Origin of the sequence: Mycobacterium sp. 48b (genome assembly GCF_048282725.1) — a bacterium.
Taxonomy (GTDB): Bacteria; Actinomycetota; Actinomycetes; order Mycobacteriales; family Mycobacteriaceae; genus Mycobacterium.
This window is the reverse complement of the sequence record NZ_JBLVUL010000001.1, coordinates 6,698,360-6,715,185: the sequence shown is the minus strand read 5'-3', so window position 1 is coordinate 6,715,185 and position 16,826 is coordinate 6,698,360. Positions and strand designations below refer to the sequence as shown.

The window sequence follows — 16,826 nt, the reverse complement described above, 5'->3', positions numbered from 1 at the left end:
CCGGAATTACTCCGGGTCAGACGCCACATCCGTCGGAACCGCATCGCTGGTGCCCAGGGCCAGTACCACCTTCGACCCGTACGGCACGTGCTGGATCAGCTGCAGCTGGGCCAGCGCCGGGTGGGCGTCCAGCAGCTTGCCTGCGTTGGCCAGCGCACGCAGGGCCGCGGTCTCGGCACGGGCGGCTTCCAGCTTCGCCGCACCGGTGGCCTTGGCCGTCGCCAGCTGTAGTGCCGCGGCCCGGATCTCGGTCGGGATGATCACGTCCTTGATGAAGGCCCCGATCACCCCGACACCGGTTCGGGCACCGGCCGCCCGTGCCGCCGCGGCGATCGCGTCGGCGTCAATGCGATTGCCGCGCTGCATCACCTCGTCGGCGGTCACCGCGGCGACGAGATCGCGCAGCGCGATCTGCGCCGCCAGGTACACCGCGGCCATCGGGTCGGCCGCCGCCTCCACGTAGGCCACCGCATCGCTGACCTTGAACTGCAGCACGACGCTGATACGCAGCGTCACCGCATCCGAGGTCAGCACCTCCTGCGGAGCCAGCGTCAGCACCTGCTCACGCATCTCGACACGCACCACCGAGGCCGCCACATCAATGCGGTGGCGTCCCGGGGGCAGGACACGACCCAGGGTGCCGTCCGTGTACTCCAGCGCGCACTGGCCTGCGCAAACAGTGATTCGGTTGAACGTGAAGATACTCATGTCGTGTCCTCCTTCCGGTGTATGTGTCTGTGCAGCAAAGGGATACCGCCGCCGGGCACAATCGGTGACGGGGCGTCACGTCCCCGTACCGGCGGATGTGGGCCGCAAGGCCACCGACTGCGCGATCCCGGCGACGGTATCGGGGTTGCAAGAGAGGATTCGAACCTCAGGCCCTTTACCTGTGCCATGACGCCGCAGGCAACACGCAGAAACGTCGCGGTACCCCGCTCGGCCTGCTTCCCTCTCGGCGCCGGGAAACACCATGCCACCACAGCAAATCCGTGCGCAATCGATTATTCGAGTAGCCGACTACTCTAGGTCGCGATTCTCGGCGAGGTTAGCTTCAGATGTAACGAACATGAGTCACCTACCGGGATCGAGGTGCGCAAATGTCCCGCATCTTCGTGAGCCACTCCAGTCACGACAATCGATATGCTGTCGCGTTGAAACAGTGGCTTGAAGCGGCGGAGCCGGGCTTGGCCGGCGAGATTTTCCTTGATCTTGACCGAGACAACGGTATTCAGACCGGCCGTCGTTGGACCGACGCCCTGTGGCAGGCGAATGCGCGCTGTGAAGCGGTTATCTGCCTGGTTTCGAACAGCTGGGTGGACTCCAAGGAGTGCCATGCTGAATTCCGTCAGGCCGAGGGTATGCGCAAACCCATCTTCTGTGCTCGGCTGGAAAACGTCGACGGAAATGACGTGACCCGGGCCTGGCAGAGTTGCGATCTCTTCGGGGTAGGCCCGATTACGACGATTACCTCTGATGGCGAGCCGGCGGTGCAGTTGACCACAGACGGACTTGTCCGACTGCTGAGGGGGTTGCGCGCGGTTGGCATAGGCGCTGACAGCTTCCAATGGCCGCCGCCGGGGGACCCCGACCGCTCCCCGTACCGCGGCTGGGAACCACTAGAATCGGTCGACGCGGCAGTCTATTTCGGGCGAGACGCGCAGATTATTTGTGCCCTGGACGAGTTGCGGGCCATGCGCGAGGCCAGTCGAGAACGAATGTTCGTCATCCTGGGCTCATCCGGTGTCGGCAAGTCATCGTTTCTGCGAGCCGGTCTGCTGCCCCGTCTGGCGCGCGACGACCGCCGATTCCTCGCGATGCCGGTAGTACGGCCGGAACGTCACGCCCTCACCGGTGAGACCGGGCTGGCACGCGCAATCTACGGAATCCGAGACGAGGTCGGGCTAGCGGCACCGAGCCTCGGCGCGATAAAGACCGCGATTCGGAATCCGGAATCGGTGATGCAGTTGCTCCTCGAAACCGTTGCAGTAGTGCGTGATCGGCTACTGAATGCCGAAGCTTCCGAACGGTTCCCGACGTTGGTGCTGCCGATCGACCAGACAGAGGAACTATTCGGAGTCGACGCGGGAGAGGAGGGGCCGGCGTTTCTGGAGATCCTGAGAGCGATGTTGGACGGCTCCTCCGCTGGGCCGGACATCATGGTCGTTGCCACAATTCGCTCCGATCGCTACGAGCCGCTGCAGACAGCTCCGCAGCTGGCGGACGTGCAGAGCCACCTGTTCGATCGTTTGAAGGCCTTGCCGGCTGCGCAATTCGCTGAGGTCATCGAGGGTCCCGCTCGACGGGCCGCTGACTCGGAATCCACATTTACCTTCGCTCCCGAGCTTGTCGACCGACTCATCGAAGACGCCACGGGCGGTGCCGACACCCTGCCGTTGCTGGCACTGACGTTGTCGCGTCTGTATGAGGACTACGCCGGAAGTGCTGGCGCCGTCACCGTGGACCTGTACGAGGCGATGGGCGGTATGCCACGGGTGGTGCAGAACGAGATCGATAACCTTCTATCGGCTAATCCGGCCGAACGCACTGAGCAGTTGAGCCGTCTGCACGACGCGTTTATCCCCTGGTTGGTGACGGTGAACTCGGACACCGACCAACCGATGCGCCGCATCGCGCGGTGGTCAGATCTCCCGGAGAACAGTCATACGTTGCTGGATGCCTTTGTCGCCCGGCGACTTCTGGTCAAGGGGGAGCGCGAAGGGCAGGTTGTCGTCGAGGTCGCGCTGGAGAGCCTGCTGCGCCAGTGGGACGAGCTGGCGCAGTGGTTGCATGCCGAAGCCGCTGAACTGCGCGATGCGGACGCCATCGAGCGGGCCGTCGTCGCTTGGGAGCGAAGCTCACGTCACGATGACTGGTTGCTGGATGGTGCGAGACTGGTCGCGGCTGAAAACTTGAGTACGAGAGTTGGTTTCGGAGCCCGCTTGAATCCGGCAGGTGAGTTTCTGCTCGCATCACGCCGGCGCGTCAACCACAAACTCGAATCGGAGAAGCGGGAAGCGGAAGCACACGCGAAATCGCTGCGGCGGCGCTCGCAGGTATTAGCGGCATTGCTTGCCGTGATCGTGCTGGTTGCGGTCTATGCCCTGATCTCTCAGCGGCAAGCTCAAGCGGCCGAGCAGGCGGCCAATGAACAGGCGCGGCGGGCAGTTGCCGCAAAACTCACACTGGAGTCGCGGGCGATGCTCGGAGGCACCCGCCAGGGAGGCGAGCGGCGCGCGATACTGCAGATGCTTGCTGCCGAGCGGCTCGTGCCCGGTGGCGATTCCAACGCTCTGTTGGAGACCTTGGGTGACACCCGACGCCTGCTGAAAGTCATTGCGACACCGTCGAATGTGAACTCTTTTGCGCTTAGTCCCGATGGACACCAGATTGTGTCTGCCGGAGCAGACAACATGCTCCATCGATGGAATCTTCAAACCGGTGAGGCAATCGGAGACCCAATGGTTGGGCACACGGGCAGTGTGGACACGGTTGCGGTCGGCGCGCATTGGATCGTTACGAGCGGCGCTGACCGCACCCTGCGAATCTGGGATGCGCGAACGGGCAAAGCAGTCCACAGCCTGCCGGTTCAGGACGAAATGTGGAACATCGTCGTGAGCCCCGACGACACCTTGATCGCCACCGCAACCCGCGGCGGGGCTATCCAGCTGAGGCGGCTTCCCAGTGGTGAGCCGGTGGTCGCGTCCGAAAGTGGGTGTAAAAGCACCGGTCGGTTCGCAGCTTCGTGGGTGAGCATACGGGCTGGGGAACTCAAGTGACAGGCTCTTGCAGCTTGAGCTGGTGGTGTTGGGGATAACGGCGAGCGGGTTCGGTAGCTTGCTGCGGATGCTTTGGCGCGCCCAGGGCTGATGCGTAGGGCCGAGAGATGCTCAGCTGGAGAGGGTTTGGGCGGCGTCGGTCAGTGCGTTGAACGCGGCGTCGAGGCGGTCTTGGCGGCGGCGGTTGGGTTCGTGGTTGGCTTCGGCGGCTACGAACCCGATAAGCTCTTCGAGGTCGTCGGCATTGGTCAGTAAGGCAGCGCCGTTTGGGTGGGCGCGCATGCCGTACACCAGTCGCTCACAGTCGGGGTCAAGCAGCATCAGGTCGCGTAACACGGCGGCGGTCGTGTCGCTGACGATGACCTCCTTGAGGTCGCCGGCAACGCTGGAGCGGCGGCGGCGCAGGTCGTATGGGGAGTCTGCCCAGTTGCTGATCACCCCCTCGTCGTCGCAGACGCTGCACGACCATCGGATCGGCGCCGCCGTCTCGGCCGAGGCGATAGCGATGGTCATCCGCCCGGGGCAGCGCCTGTGGGCGGGGCGGCGCCGACACGGCAATGCCGATACCCACCGATCACCGACCTGGCCGGCGGTGCCCGCCCGGACAATGTCGCCCAGGTGTTGTGCCAGGCGGCGCGCGGGACCGGAAGCGTCGTGCGGCATGTCGAGGAAGTGATGCAGATCGGCGACCAACACGTCGCCACACTGTACCGGCGCCACGTCGCGGTGTTCTTGGGTACCGATCCTCGGGGACGCTGCCTACGATCATGGGTCGTGATGCTGCGATGTACCGCCAAGGTGTTGGCGCTGCTGAGGGCGCCTGAGCCGGCCATCGGCCAAGCCTGCGCGACCGACTGGTATGCCCACCTGGTCTGGATCGACCGACGCAAATGCCTGCTGGTGACCCACGCCGGGACCTTGTTCTCGGTGTTCATGCCGAACGTCACCGCCGCCGGGTTGCGCCCGATCGGCCCGCCGGTCGTCTCGGCGATCCAGGCCGCGTTGCACGTCGAGGGTCTGCCCGCCGATACGCTCGGCGATCTTGATCCCCAGCAGGTGGCCGTGGCCAAGACCGCCGACCGCCGCATCCTGGGCACGATCAACGACCTGGCGTTCACCACCGAACACGTCATCGCCACCGCTGGCGGCCTGGCCCGCTGCGACATCGACGCGCTGCACCACGGCCTGCATCGCACCATCAACAGCATCACCGGCTACATCCCACCGATCGACCTGGTCACCGCCAGCCGTCACCGAAACTGAGCCTGCCAAAGCGACACGGAGTTGTTACGCGGTGGCCGAGATGGGATCTGCGGGGTTGGTGCCGTTACTCGTGGTGGACGGTGTCAGCCGCAGTTCACGGGGTGGGTCCAGCAGCGATCGACGTAGGTCGTGCAGCAATCGGGTACCGACCGGTGTCATGGACAGCCCGCGCCAACCGGCCGAGGCCCGGTCGAGCACCGCCCATACCAGGCTAACGGCGCTGGTCTCGCCGGGGAATCGGCCGATGACCTTGGTCCGACGCTTGGTCTCCCCAAAGGAGCGCTCAATAAAATTCGAATGTCGAACGCGCCCATGGTGTTCGACCGGGAACCGCAGATAGGCAGTCAACCCAGCTTTGTCGGTGAGCAGAATGCGCATCGCCGCCGGATAGAGGTCGAAGTATTTGGCGGCGAACGCCTCGATCCGCTTGTCGATGATCTCAACGAGCCCAGGCCCCGGTTCAACCGTCAGATCGGCGGTATCGAAGATGGCCCAGTAGCCGTCGCGGACCTCGGCTTGCATCCCGGCGGGAATCTTCGCGAGCACGTTGCGGAGTCGATGAATAAGACATCTCTGCCGCAACGCTTTTGGGAAAATTTGTTCGATGGCTGCGATCAGGCCCTTGGCGCCGTCAGAGACAACCAACAGTGGACAACCCAGGCCGCGATCGCCCAGATCAGTCAGGAAGTCGGCCCATGCGTCGGTCGACTCGCCGGTCCCGGGCGCCAACCCGACGAACACCGGCTTGCCCTCGGTGGTGATGCCCCAGGCGGCCAGCACCGGCTCGGCCGGCGACCCCGGATGCATCCGAAAGAAGCTGGCATCCAAGAACAGGTAATCCAGCGTGATCTCGTCAAGTCGACGACGCGCCCACGCCTGGTATTCGGCTCGGATCGCCTTGCACACTTCCGAGACCGTGGATTTGGAGATCGCGGCCTGGTCGCCAAGTGTTTCGGCGAGGGTGGCCTGCACGTCGCGCACCGATAACCCGCGTACGAACGAGGCAATCACCAGCGTCTCCAAGGCGTTGGTTCTCGTCACGTGCTTGCCGAACAACCGCGACGCAAACGCTGCGGTGGTGCCACGCAGCTTCGGCCGCTCCAACGTAACCGGCCCAGTGGTGGTTTTCACCGTCACCTGTCGATACCCGTTGCGCGAGCCGCCGTTAGCGTCGGGACAGGCAGCAGCGCGTTGGTAGCGTTCGCGACCGAGGAACTCGGTGACCTCAGCCTCCAGGGCCGCCTGCATCAACAGTTGAGCGCCCAGCCGGGCAACCTCTTCAAGGATCTCCGAAAGCTCCCGATCCTCGGCAAATAGGGCATCGATTCTGGTGCGGATGCGATCGACGGCTGATACTCGAACAGGCACGGGCGTGACTCCTTCTTCGCAGACTTGCAGGTCGTGAAGCGGAACCTACGCCCGTGCTCCGTATTTACACCGCGTCCCGGACACGACCTGAGCCGGTGAACGACCCTGTCGATGCGCATGGCGGGATGCCGGTGTCCTCGGTCGCGTTCAGTCCAGATGGGAGAATGCTCGCCTCCGGTGCGTTCGACGGCACCGTACGGCTGCGGGAAGTCCCGACACTTCGACCCGCGAAGCAGGTAGTACCGGGGCATCAAGGTCAGACTGTCGCGGTCGAGTTCAGCCCCGACGGCCGACGTATCGCCTCTGTGAGCTTCGTAAACAAACTCACGGACGCCAGCAGCCGCGGAATGCAGCTGAGAGTCACGGAACTGGACACCGGGCGTCCCGTTGTCGATGTCACGGAATCCGGCCACGGAGCGCTCGCGCTGGCGGTGAGCCGTGACGGAAAACGGTTGGCAGTGGGTGCAGATGACAGGTCGATCCGGGTGTACGACGCGGACACCGGCGCCCAGATCGGGCAGCCCATCACCGGGCAATCCGGGAATCCCAACGTGGTTGCGTACGGCTCCGAAGGTTCCCGGCTTGTCAGCAACGGTGGTAGCACGCTGCATGAGTGGAGTGCCGATCCCGATCAATCCGTAGGCCGGAGTCTGGACATCTTCGCGCTTTTCGGACCGACTGCGGTGAGCCCCGATGGTCAAATGATGGCGACACGAGACGAGGCGAACGACTCTGACATCGCGCTGTGGCGAACGGACACCGGTCAGAAAGCCCGTACGATCCAAACCGGCCACAGTCGGCAGGTCACTGCAATGGCGTGGCGCGCCGACGGCCAGGCAATCGCTACGAGCGGCGACGGGGACAACTCGGTCCGAATTTGGTCAGCGGATACCGGCGCCCCCATCGGTTCGCTTTTGAGCGGACCGGCCAACCGCATCGTGGTGGTGACGTTCAGCCCGGATGGCAAGCGCGTCGCCGCTGGCGCCGTGGACGGATCGGCGTGGGCTTGGGACCTGTCGCAGAATCCGGCACGGGGACGCGAGCTGAAGGGAAGCGCGGGGTCGGTGACGTTTGCCGCGTTCAGCGCTGACGGCCGCCGCGTCATGGCGACCGCTCAGACTCACCTTGTGTCGGGCGATTCCACTGCATTGGAAGAGACCAGCAACCTATTCACATCGACCGAGGCGATGACCCCGTCTTCCGTCGTGGTTTGGGACGCTGACACTGCTGAGTCGGCCGGCCCGCCTGTGACTGGACGAGGCGGGCGGAGCAGCGAGTTTGCTTTTGCGAAGGACCGGCTCCCGATCCTCGGCGCAGCCATCAGTCCCGACGGAAAGCGCGTTTTGGTCGGCACCGCGTTGGGGCTGCAATGGTATGACGTCGCGTCCGGGCAGCCCGACGGCGAACCCTGGGTGGCACCGGAACGGACCCTGATCACCGCGGTTGCGATCAGCCCCGACGGGCACTTTGCGGCCACTGCCGATGCCTACTCAGCGAACATCCAGCTGTGGGACACGCACACCGGTCGTCCCGTCGGAGGGCCATTGAACGGTCACACCACGCGGATCCTGCGCATCGCGTTCATGGCTGACGGCAAGAGCATCCAGTCTTGGGGCGATCTGAACCTCTGGATGATCTGGCCTGCACCGTCAGGGTGGGTAGATCAGCTATGCGGCAAGGTCTCGCTTGATATGACCGAGGCCGAATGGGATGAGTGGGTGTCATCCGAGATCGATTACCAGAAACCCTGTACCTAGTCCGGCGCAGACCAGTCGGGTCGCCCGAACCACCGGCTACCGTGGGTGCAATGCGACGTACTTCGACGGGGGCGGTTCTCTGCGCGCTTGCGCTGACCGTGGGGCTGGCCGGCTGTGATGCAAAGACCGAACTCCAGACGGACGGGCGGCAGTCCCAGGACTCCTCGCCGGCCGCGGTGCAGTTCGCGGACCAGTTGCGTGAGCGGGTCTCGGCCGACGCGATGATGGGGCATCTGAGCAAGCTGCAGGACATTGCCGACGCCAACAAGGGCACCCGCGCGCTGGGTAGCCCCGGGTACGACGCGAGTGTCGATTATGTGGCCGACACGCTGCGCGATAAGGGGTTTGACGTGGAAACCCCGGAGTTCGAGGTGAAACTGCCGTTCGCCGAGGACCCCCAGGTCACCGTCGGCGGCCAGCCCGTGGCCGCCAAGCCGCTGGAGTTCACCATCGGCACCGCCCAGGAGGGGGTGTCGGGGCCGCTGGTGCCGGCGAAGACGGAGGACACCCCGGGGTGCGAGGCTGCCGACTACGACGGGCTGCCGGTGGCAGGTGCGGTGGTGCTGGTCGATCGCGGCTCATGCCCGTTCGCGGACAAAGAGGCCGCTGCCGCTGAGCGCGGCGCGGTCGCGATGATCGTCGTCAACACCAACAACGACGAGAAGATGGGCGGCACGCTGGGCCGCAACACCGACGTCAAGATCCCGGTGGTCAGCGTGACGAAGGACGAGGGCACCCGGCTGCGGAACGCGCCCGGTCCCGCCACGATCAAGCTCGTCGCGGGGGTGCGCGTCGAGCGCACCCGCAACGTCATCGCCCAGACCAAGACCGGCTCGACGTCGGACGTGGTCATGGTCGGCGCCCACCTCGACAGCGTCCCCGAAGGCCCCGGTATCAACGACAACGGTTCCGGTGTCGCCGCGGTCCTGGAAACCGCTCTGCAGTTGGGCGATTCGCCCCAGGTGGCCAACGCGGTGCGGTTCGGGTTCTGGGGAGCCGAGGAAGAAGGTTTGCTCGGGTCGACCAACTACGTCGAATCCCTCGACACCGAGCAGCTCAAAGACATTGCCATGTATCTGAACTTCGACATGCTCGGCTCACCCAACGCGGGTTACTTCACCTACGACGGTGACCAGTCCGCACCGCTGGAGGAGCAGGGCCGCCCCCGGGTCCCCGAGGGTTCTGCGGGTATCGAGCGCACCCTGGCGGCCTATCTGCAGAATGCCGGAAAGACGCCGCGCGACACGAGTTTTGACGGTCGATCCGACTATGACGGGTTCACCATGGCGGGTATTCCGTCGGGTGGGTTGTTCTCCGGTGCCGAGGACAAGATGAACGCCGAGGAAGCCAAATTGTGGGCCGGCGAGGCGGATCAACCGTTCGACCCGAACTATCACAAGAGCACCGATACCCTTGACCACGTGAACCGGGACGCATTGCAGATACATGGTGAGGGAGTCGCATTTGCTGTTGGGCTGTATGCCCAAGATCAGCGGGGCCGCAACGGTTTACCGGTTCGTTCGGACCGTACGCGCCACCAGATCACCGCACAGTGACGGCGCGTCGACTCGCTGTCCTATTGCTGGGTGTCGCTCTGGCGGGGTGCTCGGCGCAGCCATCGCCCAAGGCTGTCGAGCCGCAGGAGTTGGCGGGCAAGATCACCGTCGACGCCATGTTCACCCACCTGCGCAAGCTCCAGGAGATCGCCGACAGTCATGACGGGAACCGGGCGGTCGGTAGCCCCGGGTACGACGCCAGCGTCGACTATGTGGCACAGCTGCTGCGGGACAAGGGCTTTGATGTGCAGACCCCGGAGTTCGAGCGCATGGGCACGATGCGCGGGGGTAATCCGGCGCTGACCGTGTCCGGAAGCAAATACCAGGTGGATCAGGCGTCGATGCTGGTGACGACGGCGTCCGACGGGATCACCGCGCCCACGCTGCGTCCGGGCAACCCGTCCGGATGCGCGGCCACCGACTACGGCTCGATGAACATCACCGGCGCCATCGCGGTGGTCGATGCCAGCGGTTGTTCCGTTGTGGTCAAACAGAACACCGCGTTGGCCAAGGGGGCCGTGGGGCTGCTTGTGGTCAACACCGGCCAGCCCGTGCCCGGCGGGCTGTTCACCACCGGCTACTACCGCGAACTCACCGTGCCGGTCGGCATCATCGACGAAAGCGCAGATGCGGCGCTGCGGCGCACCAGCGCCCCGGTCCGGCTGACGCTCGACGGCAAAGCCGAAATGATCAAATCCCGCAACGTGACCGCGCAGACCAAGACCGGCTCGGCCTCCGATGTCGTGCTGGTCGGCGCGCACCTCGACAGCATCGGTGGCGGCCCCGGCATCAACGACAACGGGTCAGGGGTGGCGGCCGTACTGGAAACCGCACTGCAGCTGGGTAGTTCGCCGAAGGCGAGCAACGCGGTGCGGTTCGCGTTCTGGGGTGCCGAGGAGATGGGGTTGGACGGGTCGAAGCAGTACGTGCGGAACCTGCCGCTGGACCAGCTCGACGATCTCGCGCTGTACCTGAACTTCGACATGGTCGGCTCGCCCAACGCCGGGTTCTTCACCTATGACGGCGACCAGTCCGGTCAGGCCACCGACCCCAAGCCGATACCCGAAGGATCGGCCGGTATCGAGAGGACCATGGCCGGGTACCTCAACCTGGCCGGGGCGCGGCCCGCCGACATGCCGATCAGCGCCAACACCGACTATCACCCGTTCCTGCAGGCGGGCGTGCCGATCGGGGGCACGACCACCGGATCGTCGCAACGCAAGACCGAGGTCCAGGCCCGGTTGTGGGGCGGGCGGGCCGGCGCGGCCTTCGACCCGAACTATCACACCGCCCGCGACACCATCGACAACGTCGATGCCCACGCGCTCGGGATCATGGGGTCGGCGATCGCGTTCACCGTCGGCACGTACGCCCGGTCGATCGAGGGCCCCAACGGGGTGCCGGCACGTGACGAGCGTCACCGTGGCTGAACGCGGATTGACCGAGGGAGAGTTGAACCGGCGAGGGTAGGCCCCCGTGGTACGGGTATGGGAATTAACGTCGCGAGAATGCCCAGCCACAGCACCATTGCCGGCGTCCATGCTGTTCTGCCGCCACATCGATATACCCAGCAGGAGATCACCAGCACCCTGCTCGGACTACCGGGATACGCCGAGGTCGAAGATGTGGTTCGGGCCCTGCACAAGAGCGCGAAAGTGAACAGCAGGTATCTGGTGCTCCCGCTCGAGGAGTACGCCGATCTCGACGATTTCGGTGAGAGCAACAGCCTGTTCATCGAGCATGCAACGGAACTGGGCTGCGCCGCACTGTCCGGGGCACTCGACGAGGCGGGTCTGCGTCCCGAGGATGTCGACCTGATCGTCACGACGACGGTTACCGGCGCCGTGGTCCCCTCCCTGGACGCGCGCATCGCCGGGCGGCTCGGCCTGCGGCCCGATGTACGCCGCATCCCGATCTTCGGGCTGGGTTGTGTGGCCGGTGCCGCAGGCATCGCGCGGCTCAACGACTATCTGCGGGGCGCGCCCGACAAGGTGGCCGTGCTGGTTTCGGTCGAATTGTGTTCGCTGACCCGCAAACACAATCCCTCGATGCCGACGCTGGTGGCCGGCGCGCTGTTCGGTGACGGCGCCGCCGCGGTGGTCGCGGTCGGTGAACAGCGGGCCCGCAAGCTCAACCCGACCGGACCCGACGTGCTGGACTCACGCAGCCATCTGTATCCGGATTCGTTGCACGCCATGGGTTGGGACATCGGCTCGGACGGCTTCGAGATCGTGCTGAGCGCCGAGGTCCCGAGCTTCGTGGGGCGCTACCTGGGTGACGACGTCACCGGGTTCCTGGGCGATCACGGACTTTCGGTCGACGACGTATCCGCCTGGGTGAGCCATCCCGGAGGGCCGAAGGTGATCGAGGCGATCATCGAAACGCTCGGATTGCCCAAAGATGCACTGGATCTGACCTGGCAGTCGCTCGCCGATGTCGGCAACCTGTCGTCATCCTCGGTGCTGCACGTGCTGCGGGACACCATCCGCAAACGGCCGGAGTCGGAAACCCCCGGGGTGATGATGGCCATGGGGCCGGGCTTCTGCTCGGAACTCGTACTGCTGCGCTGGCGCTGATGACGGTCAAGAGATTCACCGCGCTGATCGCCATCGTCGCCGCCGAGCGGATCCTCGAACTGGTGGTGTCCAAACGGAACCTGAAGTGGAGTATCGCCCAGGGCGGCAAGGAATTCGGGGCCGGCCACTATCCGGTCATGGTGGCGCTGCACAGCGCGCTGCTGGTGGGTGCGGTGGTGGAGGCGCGCCGGCGCCGGCCATCGCCGGTGCTCGGCCGGATCATGGTGATGGTCGTACTCGCGGCCCAGGCGCTGCGGTGGTGGTGCATCACCACGCTGGGTAGGCAGTGGAATACCAGGGTGGTGGTGGTGCCTGGCGCAGAGCGCGTGGTCGACGGGCCGTACCGGGTGCTGCCGCATCCGAACTACGTGGCCGTGGTCACCGAGGGGGCCGCGTTGCCGCTGGCCGGCGGCGCATGGATTACCGCCCTGGTGTTCACACTGGCCAACGCCGCGCTGCTGCGAACCCGGATCCGGGTGGAAAACGAAGCGCTGCAAGGCTTGACGTGATCGACTTGCTCGTCGCAGGTGGCGGCCCGGCGGGGCTGGCAACCGCGGTGTACGCAGCGCGTGCCGGGCTGGAGACCGTGGTGGTGGAACGTCGCCAGGGGCCGATCGACAAGGCTTGCGGTGAAGGGTTGATGCCCCACTCGGTCCGGCAGCTGCAACGTCTGGGTGCGGAGATAAATGGAGGGAATTACAGGGCCTTTTTCGGCATCCGCTATCTGGACGGGCACCGCACCGCCGAGGCCAGGTTCCGCGCGGGGGCCGGGCGCGGAGTGCGTCGTACCGTTCTGCACGCCGCACTGTCTCAGGCCGCGTCGGATGCCGGGGTCCGGGTGGTCCAGGGAGAGGTGGGTCCGGTGACCCAGGACTCGACGTCGGTGAGCGCGGCGGGTTTTCGGGCTCGCTACCTCGCGGCTGCGGATGGCCTGCATTCGCCGATCCGCCGCTCGCTCGGGCTCAGTGGTGGTGAGGCCAGGCGCCGTCGCTGGGGAATCCGGCGTCACGTCCAGATCGCCCCGTGGTCGGATTGCGTCGAGGTGTACTGGGGACCTGACTCGGAGGCGTACGTGACGCCGGTCGGTGACAACTGTGTCGGGGTAGCGATCCTCACCTCGGTGCGCGGCGGCTTCGACGAGCACCTGGCGGCATTCCCGTTGCTGGCCGAGCGGATTCACGGCCTCGAGCACGGGCACGACCGGGCCGCCGGGCCGTTGCGGCAGAAGGTCCGCAACCGCAGCGCGGGCCGGGTGTTGCTGGTCGGCGACGCGGCGGGATACGTCGATGCCCTCACTGGGGAGGGGATGGGCCTGGCTTTCGGCGCGGCCGAACTCCTGGTGGGGTGTGTGCGGGCGGACCGGCCGGGTGACTACGACCGGCAGTGGCGAGCGATGACGCGCCGCTACCGGTTGCTGACGGCAGCCCTGTTGCACGGCAGCGGTTTTGGCCCGGTGCGGGCGTGTATCACCCCGGCGTCGGCGGCGCTGCCCTCGGTGTTCGCCCGTGTGGTCAACGCTCTCGGCTCCTAGGTTGTGCCAGGTTCCCCAGGTACTCCAACAATCTCATGCTGTGAAAGACCAGCAGTGCGGCGATGGAGCCCAGCGCGATCCCGGTGAACGTCAGAGAGCCGAGCTGCCAGGTGAAGTCGGCGATCCCGATGATCAGCGGAATGGCGGCGGTCATCTGGTTGACCGGCTTGGAGAAGTCGACGTGATTGGTGAGCCAGATCCGCACGCCCAGGATGCCGACCAGGCCGTAGAGCACGATCGTCGCGCCGCCCAGCACTCCCGGCGGGATCGCCGAGATCGCCGCTCCGACCTTGGGGCACAGCGACAATGCGATCGCCACTATCGCGGCAACCCAGTACGCCGCGGTCGAGTAGACCCGGGTGGCCGCCATCACCCCGATGTTCTCGGCGTAGGTGGTGGTGGCCGAGCCGCCCCCGGCACCGGCCAGCACGGTGGCCACGCCGTCGGCGGCCAGCGCACGGCCGATCATCGGATCGAGATCGGTGCCGGTCATCTGCCCCACCGACTTGACGTGCCCGATGTTCTCGGCGACCAGTGCGATCACCGCGGGCAGGAACAGCGGCAGAACCGCCAGGTTGAACGTCGGGGTGTGGAACTCGGGCAGCCCCAGCCACGGTGCCGCGGCGATCGCCGCGGTGTCCACCTCGCCGAGGACCAGCGCCAGCAGATACCCGACCAGGACCGCGCCGAAGATGGCCAGCCTGCCGATCAATCCCTTGAAGAACGCCAGGGTGGCGACGAGCAACACCAACGTCACCAGACCGACCAAGGGGCCCTTCTCGAAATTGGCCTTGGCGGCCGGTGCGAGGTTGAAGCCGATCAGTGCGACGATCGCGCCCGTCACCACCGGCGGTAGGGCCAGGTCGATCCAGTGGGTGCCGACCAGGTGCACCACCGCTCCGATGAGGATCAACAACACCCCGACCGCGATCAAACCGCCCAGCGCGCTTCCGGTTCCGTGCGATGCGACCGCCGCGGTGACCGGGGCGATCACCGAGAAACTCGACCCCAGGTAGCTCGGCAACCGGTTGCCGGTGATGAGCAGGAACAGAATGGTGCCAACGCCGGAGAACAGCAGCGTGGTGGCGGGCGGAAAGCCGGTGAGCACCGGGACCAGGAATGTGGCGCCGAACATGGCCACCACATGCTGGGCCCCGATGCCGATGGTGCTCGACCAATTGAGCCGTTCCCCGGGGTTGACGACGAAGTCGTCATCGGTGCGCGTCTCGACGTACTTCCAACTCAGCGGAATCACGAGTGTGACTACACACCATGATCGGCTGCCGCGCACGCGGACTGCGGCAAGAATCAATCGTGATGACGACGAACCTGGCGCGCTGGGTCCCCGGACTGGCGCAGTTCACCGGCTACCGGCGGCCCTGGCTGCGTGGCGACGTCCTGGCCGGGGTGACGGTCGCGGCCTACCTGGTGCCGCAGGTGATGGCCTATGCGACCGTGGCAGGCCTGCCGCCGGTCGCGGGGCTGTGGGCCGCACTGGTCCCGATGGCGGTCTACGCGCTGCTGGGTTCATCGCGGCAACTGTCGGTCGGGCCGGAATCCACCACGGCCCTGATGACCGCCTCGGCGCTGGCTCCGTTGGTCATCGGTGACCCGGCGCGCTACGCGGCGCTGTCGGCGGTACTGGCACTGCTGGTGGGGGCGATCTGCCTGGTGGCCGGGCTGTGTCGGCTCGGTTTCCTGGCCGACCTGCTGTCCCGCCCGGTCCTGGTCGGCTACATGACCGGCGTGGCCGTCATCATGATCAGCGGCCAGCTCGGCAAGGTCAGCGGCATCGAGGTCAGCGGCGACGAGTTCATCGATCAGATGCGCTCTTTCGTCACAGGCCTGGAGTCGGTGCACATTCCGACCGTCGCGCTGTCGGCCACGATGCTGGTGCTGCTGCTGGTGTTGTTCCGGATCTCGCCGCGGTTCCCCGGCCCGCTGGCCGCGGTGCTGGCGGCGACCGCGGTGGTGTGGCTGTTCTCCTTGGAAGACAAGGGGATCCGGGTGGTGAACGGCATCCCGGCCGGCTTGCCGCATCCCGTTCTGCCGCCGATGTCGGTTTCCGACCTGACCGCTCTGGTGATTCCGGCCGTCGGTGTCGCGGTCGTGGCGTTCTCCGACAATGCCCTGACGGCCCGTACTTTCGCAGCCCGTAAGGGTGAGGCCATCGACGCCAACGCCGAGCTGCGGGCGCTGGGGGTCTGCAACCTGACCACCGGTGTTACACAGGGCTTTCCGGTGAGTTCCAGTGGCAGTCGTACCGCCCTCGGCGACGCTGTGGGCAGCCGTACCCAGCTCTATTCGCTCGTGATGCTCTTGACGGTGTTGCTGGTCATGCTGGCCGGCCGTGATCTGCTGGAGAACTTCCCGATGGCTGCGCTCGGTGCCCTCGTGGTCTATGCCGCGTTGCGGCTGATCGACGTGGCAGAGTTCCGGCGGCTGGCGCGCTTCCGGCGCAGCGAGCTGGTCCTGGCGGTGGCAACCACGGTCGCCGTACTGGGTCTCGGCGTGCTCTACGGGGTGCTGGTGGCTATCGCGCTGTCGCTCATGGACGCCCTGCGGCGGATCGCCCGCCCGCACGACAGCGTGCTCGGCTATGTCCCCGGGGTCGCGGGGATGCACGACGTCGACGACTATCCGGATGCCGAGGTGGTGCCGGGGCTGGTTGTCTACCGCTACGACGCCCCGCTGTTCTTCGCCAACGCCGAGGATTTCCGAGAGCGCGCATTTGCCGCGGTGGAAAACGCCCCGGGCAAGGTCGAATGGTTCGTCTACAACGCCGAGGCCAACGTCGACCCGGACCTCACCGCTGTCGACGCGCTGGAGCAGTTGCGCCGTGAGCTGACCGCACGGGGCATCGTGTTCGCGATGGCCCGGGTCAAGGCCGATCTGCGCGACGACCTGGTGGCGGCGGGTTTTCTCGAGCGCGTCGGTACGGATCGGATATTCCCCACCCTGCCGACGGCGGTGGAGGCGTTCCGCAACCGTTGAGCACC

General features: G+C 65.9%; 13 protein-coding genes. 9 read left to right on the top strand and 4 right to left on the bottom strand.

Annotation, left to right across the window (positions count from 1 at the left end):
- Nucleotides 1-6: 6 nt before the first annotated feature.
- A complete protein-coding gene (locus ACNQR1_RS32915) occupies nucleotides 7-708 on the bottom strand; it encodes a slipin family protein (RefSeq protein WP_418049705.1) in 702 nt (233 codons plus the stop codon).
- A 389-nt stretch (nucleotides 709-1,097) separates the two neighbouring features.
- Here ACNQR1_RS32915 and ACNQR1_RS32910 point away from each other — a divergent pair, with 389 nt between their 5' ends.
- On the top strand, nucleotides 1,098-3,776 hold the full coding sequence (locus ACNQR1_RS32910; RefSeq protein WP_418049704.1) for a TIR domain-containing protein: 2,679 nt from the start codon (nucleotides 1,098-1,100) through the stop codon (nucleotides 3,774-3,776).
- Between the two features lie 111 nt (nucleotides 3,777-3,887).
- Here the strand turns inward: ACNQR1_RS32910 and ACNQR1_RS32905 are convergent, their stop codons facing one another.
- A complete protein-coding gene (locus ACNQR1_RS32905) occupies nucleotides 3,888-4,289 on the bottom strand; it encodes a hypothetical protein (RefSeq protein ID WP_019348132.1) in 402 nt (133 codons plus the stop codon).
- An 18-nt stretch (nucleotides 4,290-4,307) separates the two neighbouring features.
- On the opposite strand from ACNQR1_RS32905, the gene ACNQR1_RS32900 reads away from it, so the two are divergent.
- The gene (locus ACNQR1_RS32900; protein WP_019348133.1) at nucleotides 4,308-5,039 is read left to right on the top strand and encodes a DUF6933 domain-containing protein; all 732 of its coding nucleotides are present in this window, start codon (nucleotides 4,308-4,310) and stop codon (nucleotides 5,037-5,039) included.
- A 24-nt stretch (nucleotides 5,040-5,063) separates the two neighbouring features.
- Here the strand turns inward: ACNQR1_RS32900 and ACNQR1_RS32895 are convergent, their stop codons facing one another.
- Entirely contained in the window at nucleotides 5,064-6,407 is a 1,344-nt protein-coding gene (locus tag ACNQR1_RS32895; RefSeq protein ID WP_074328301.1) for an IS256 family transposase, read from the bottom strand.
- A 95-nt stretch (nucleotides 6,408-6,502) separates the two neighbouring features.
- On the opposite strand from ACNQR1_RS32895, the gene ACNQR1_RS32890 reads away from it, so the two are divergent.
- The 6 genes from ACNQR1_RS32890 (at nucleotide 6,503) to ACNQR1_RS32865 (ending at nucleotide 13,827) form a co-directional block, all read left to right on the top strand.
- Nucleotides 6,503-8,164 (top strand): WD40 repeat domain-containing protein, encoded by a 1,662-nt coding sequence (locus ACNQR1_RS32890; RefSeq protein ID WP_418049703.1) that lies wholly within the window; start codon nucleotides 6,503-6,505, stop codon nucleotides 8,162-8,164.
- Between the two features lie 50 nt (nucleotides 8,165-8,214).
- A complete protein-coding gene (locus tag ACNQR1_RS32885) occupies nucleotides 8,215-9,720 on the top strand; it encodes a M28 family metallopeptidase (RefSeq protein WP_418049702.1) in 1,506 nt (501 codons plus the stop codon).
- Complete coding sequence (locus ACNQR1_RS32880) at nucleotides 9,717-11,150, top strand: M28 family metallopeptidase (RefSeq protein ID WP_418049701.1); 1,434 nt, start codon at nucleotides 9,717-9,719, stop codon at nucleotides 11,148-11,150. Before ACNQR1_RS32885 ends, ACNQR1_RS32880 begins: the two co-directional genes overlap by 4 nt.
- Before the next feature lie 78 nt (nucleotides 11,151-11,228).
- Nucleotides 11,229-12,296 (top strand): type III polyketide synthase, encoded by a 1,068-nt coding sequence (locus tag ACNQR1_RS32875; protein ID WP_418049700.1) that lies wholly within the window; start codon nucleotides 11,229-11,231, stop codon nucleotides 12,294-12,296.
- Nucleotides 12,296-12,805 (top strand): isoprenylcysteine carboxyl methyltransferase family protein, encoded by a 510-nt coding sequence (locus ACNQR1_RS32870; RefSeq protein ID WP_418049699.1) that lies wholly within the window; start codon nucleotides 12,296-12,298, stop codon nucleotides 12,803-12,805. Before ACNQR1_RS32875 ends, ACNQR1_RS32870 begins: the two co-directional genes overlap by 1 nt.
- Complete coding sequence (locus ACNQR1_RS32865; RefSeq protein ID WP_418049698.1) at nucleotides 12,802-13,827, top strand: NAD(P)/FAD-dependent oxidoreductase; 1,026 nt, start codon at nucleotides 12,802-12,804, stop codon at nucleotides 13,825-13,827. Before ACNQR1_RS32870 ends, ACNQR1_RS32865 begins: the two co-directional genes overlap by 4 nt.
- On the opposite strand, the gene ACNQR1_RS32860 is transcribed toward ACNQR1_RS32865, so the two are convergent.
- The gene (locus tag ACNQR1_RS32860; RefSeq protein ID WP_418049697.1) at nucleotides 13,808-15,082 is read right to left on the bottom strand and encodes a uracil-xanthine permease family protein; all 1,275 of its coding nucleotides are present in this window, start codon (nucleotides 15,080-15,082) and stop codon (nucleotides 13,808-13,810) included. The two genes, ACNQR1_RS32865 and ACNQR1_RS32860, sit on opposite strands and share 20 nt — an antisense overlap.
- A gap of 56 nt (nucleotides 15,083-15,138) precedes the next feature.
- Here ACNQR1_RS32860 and ACNQR1_RS32855 point away from each other — a divergent pair, with 56 nt between their 5' ends.
- Nucleotides 15,139-16,821, top strand: a complete 1,683-nt coding sequence (locus tag ACNQR1_RS32855; protein WP_418050593.1) for a SulP family inorganic anion transporter — start codon at nucleotides 15,139-15,141, stop codon at nucleotides 16,819-16,821.
- Nucleotides 16,822-16,826: the final 5 nt, after the last annotated feature.

What these genes read in the sequence shown, in the direction of transcription:
- ACNQR1_RS32915 (WP_418049705.1), bottom strand. Translation starts at nt 708, where the DNA reads ATGAGTATCTTCACGTTCAACCGAATCACTGTTTGCGCAGGCCAGTGC.
- ACNQR1_RS32910 (WP_418049704.1), top strand. Translation starts at nt 1,098, where the DNA reads ATGTCCCGCATCTTCGTGAGCCACTCCAGTCACGACAATCGATATGCT.
- ACNQR1_RS32905 (WP_019348132.1), bottom strand. Translation starts at nt 4,289, where the DNA reads ATGACCATCGCTATCGCCTCGGCCGAGACGGCGGCGCCGATCCGATGG.
- ACNQR1_RS32885 (WP_418049702.1), top strand. Translation starts at nt 8,215, where the DNA reads ATGCGACGTACTTCGACGGGGGCGGTTCTCTGCGCGCTTGCGCTGACC.
- ACNQR1_RS32875 (WP_418049700.1), top strand. Translation starts at nt 11,229, where the DNA reads ATGCCCAGCCACAGCACCATTGCCGGCGTCCATGCTGTTCTGCCGCCA.
- ACNQR1_RS32870 (WP_418049699.1), top strand. Translation starts at nt 12,296, where the DNA reads ATGACGGTCAAGAGATTCACCGCGCTGATCGCCATCGTCGCCGCCGAG.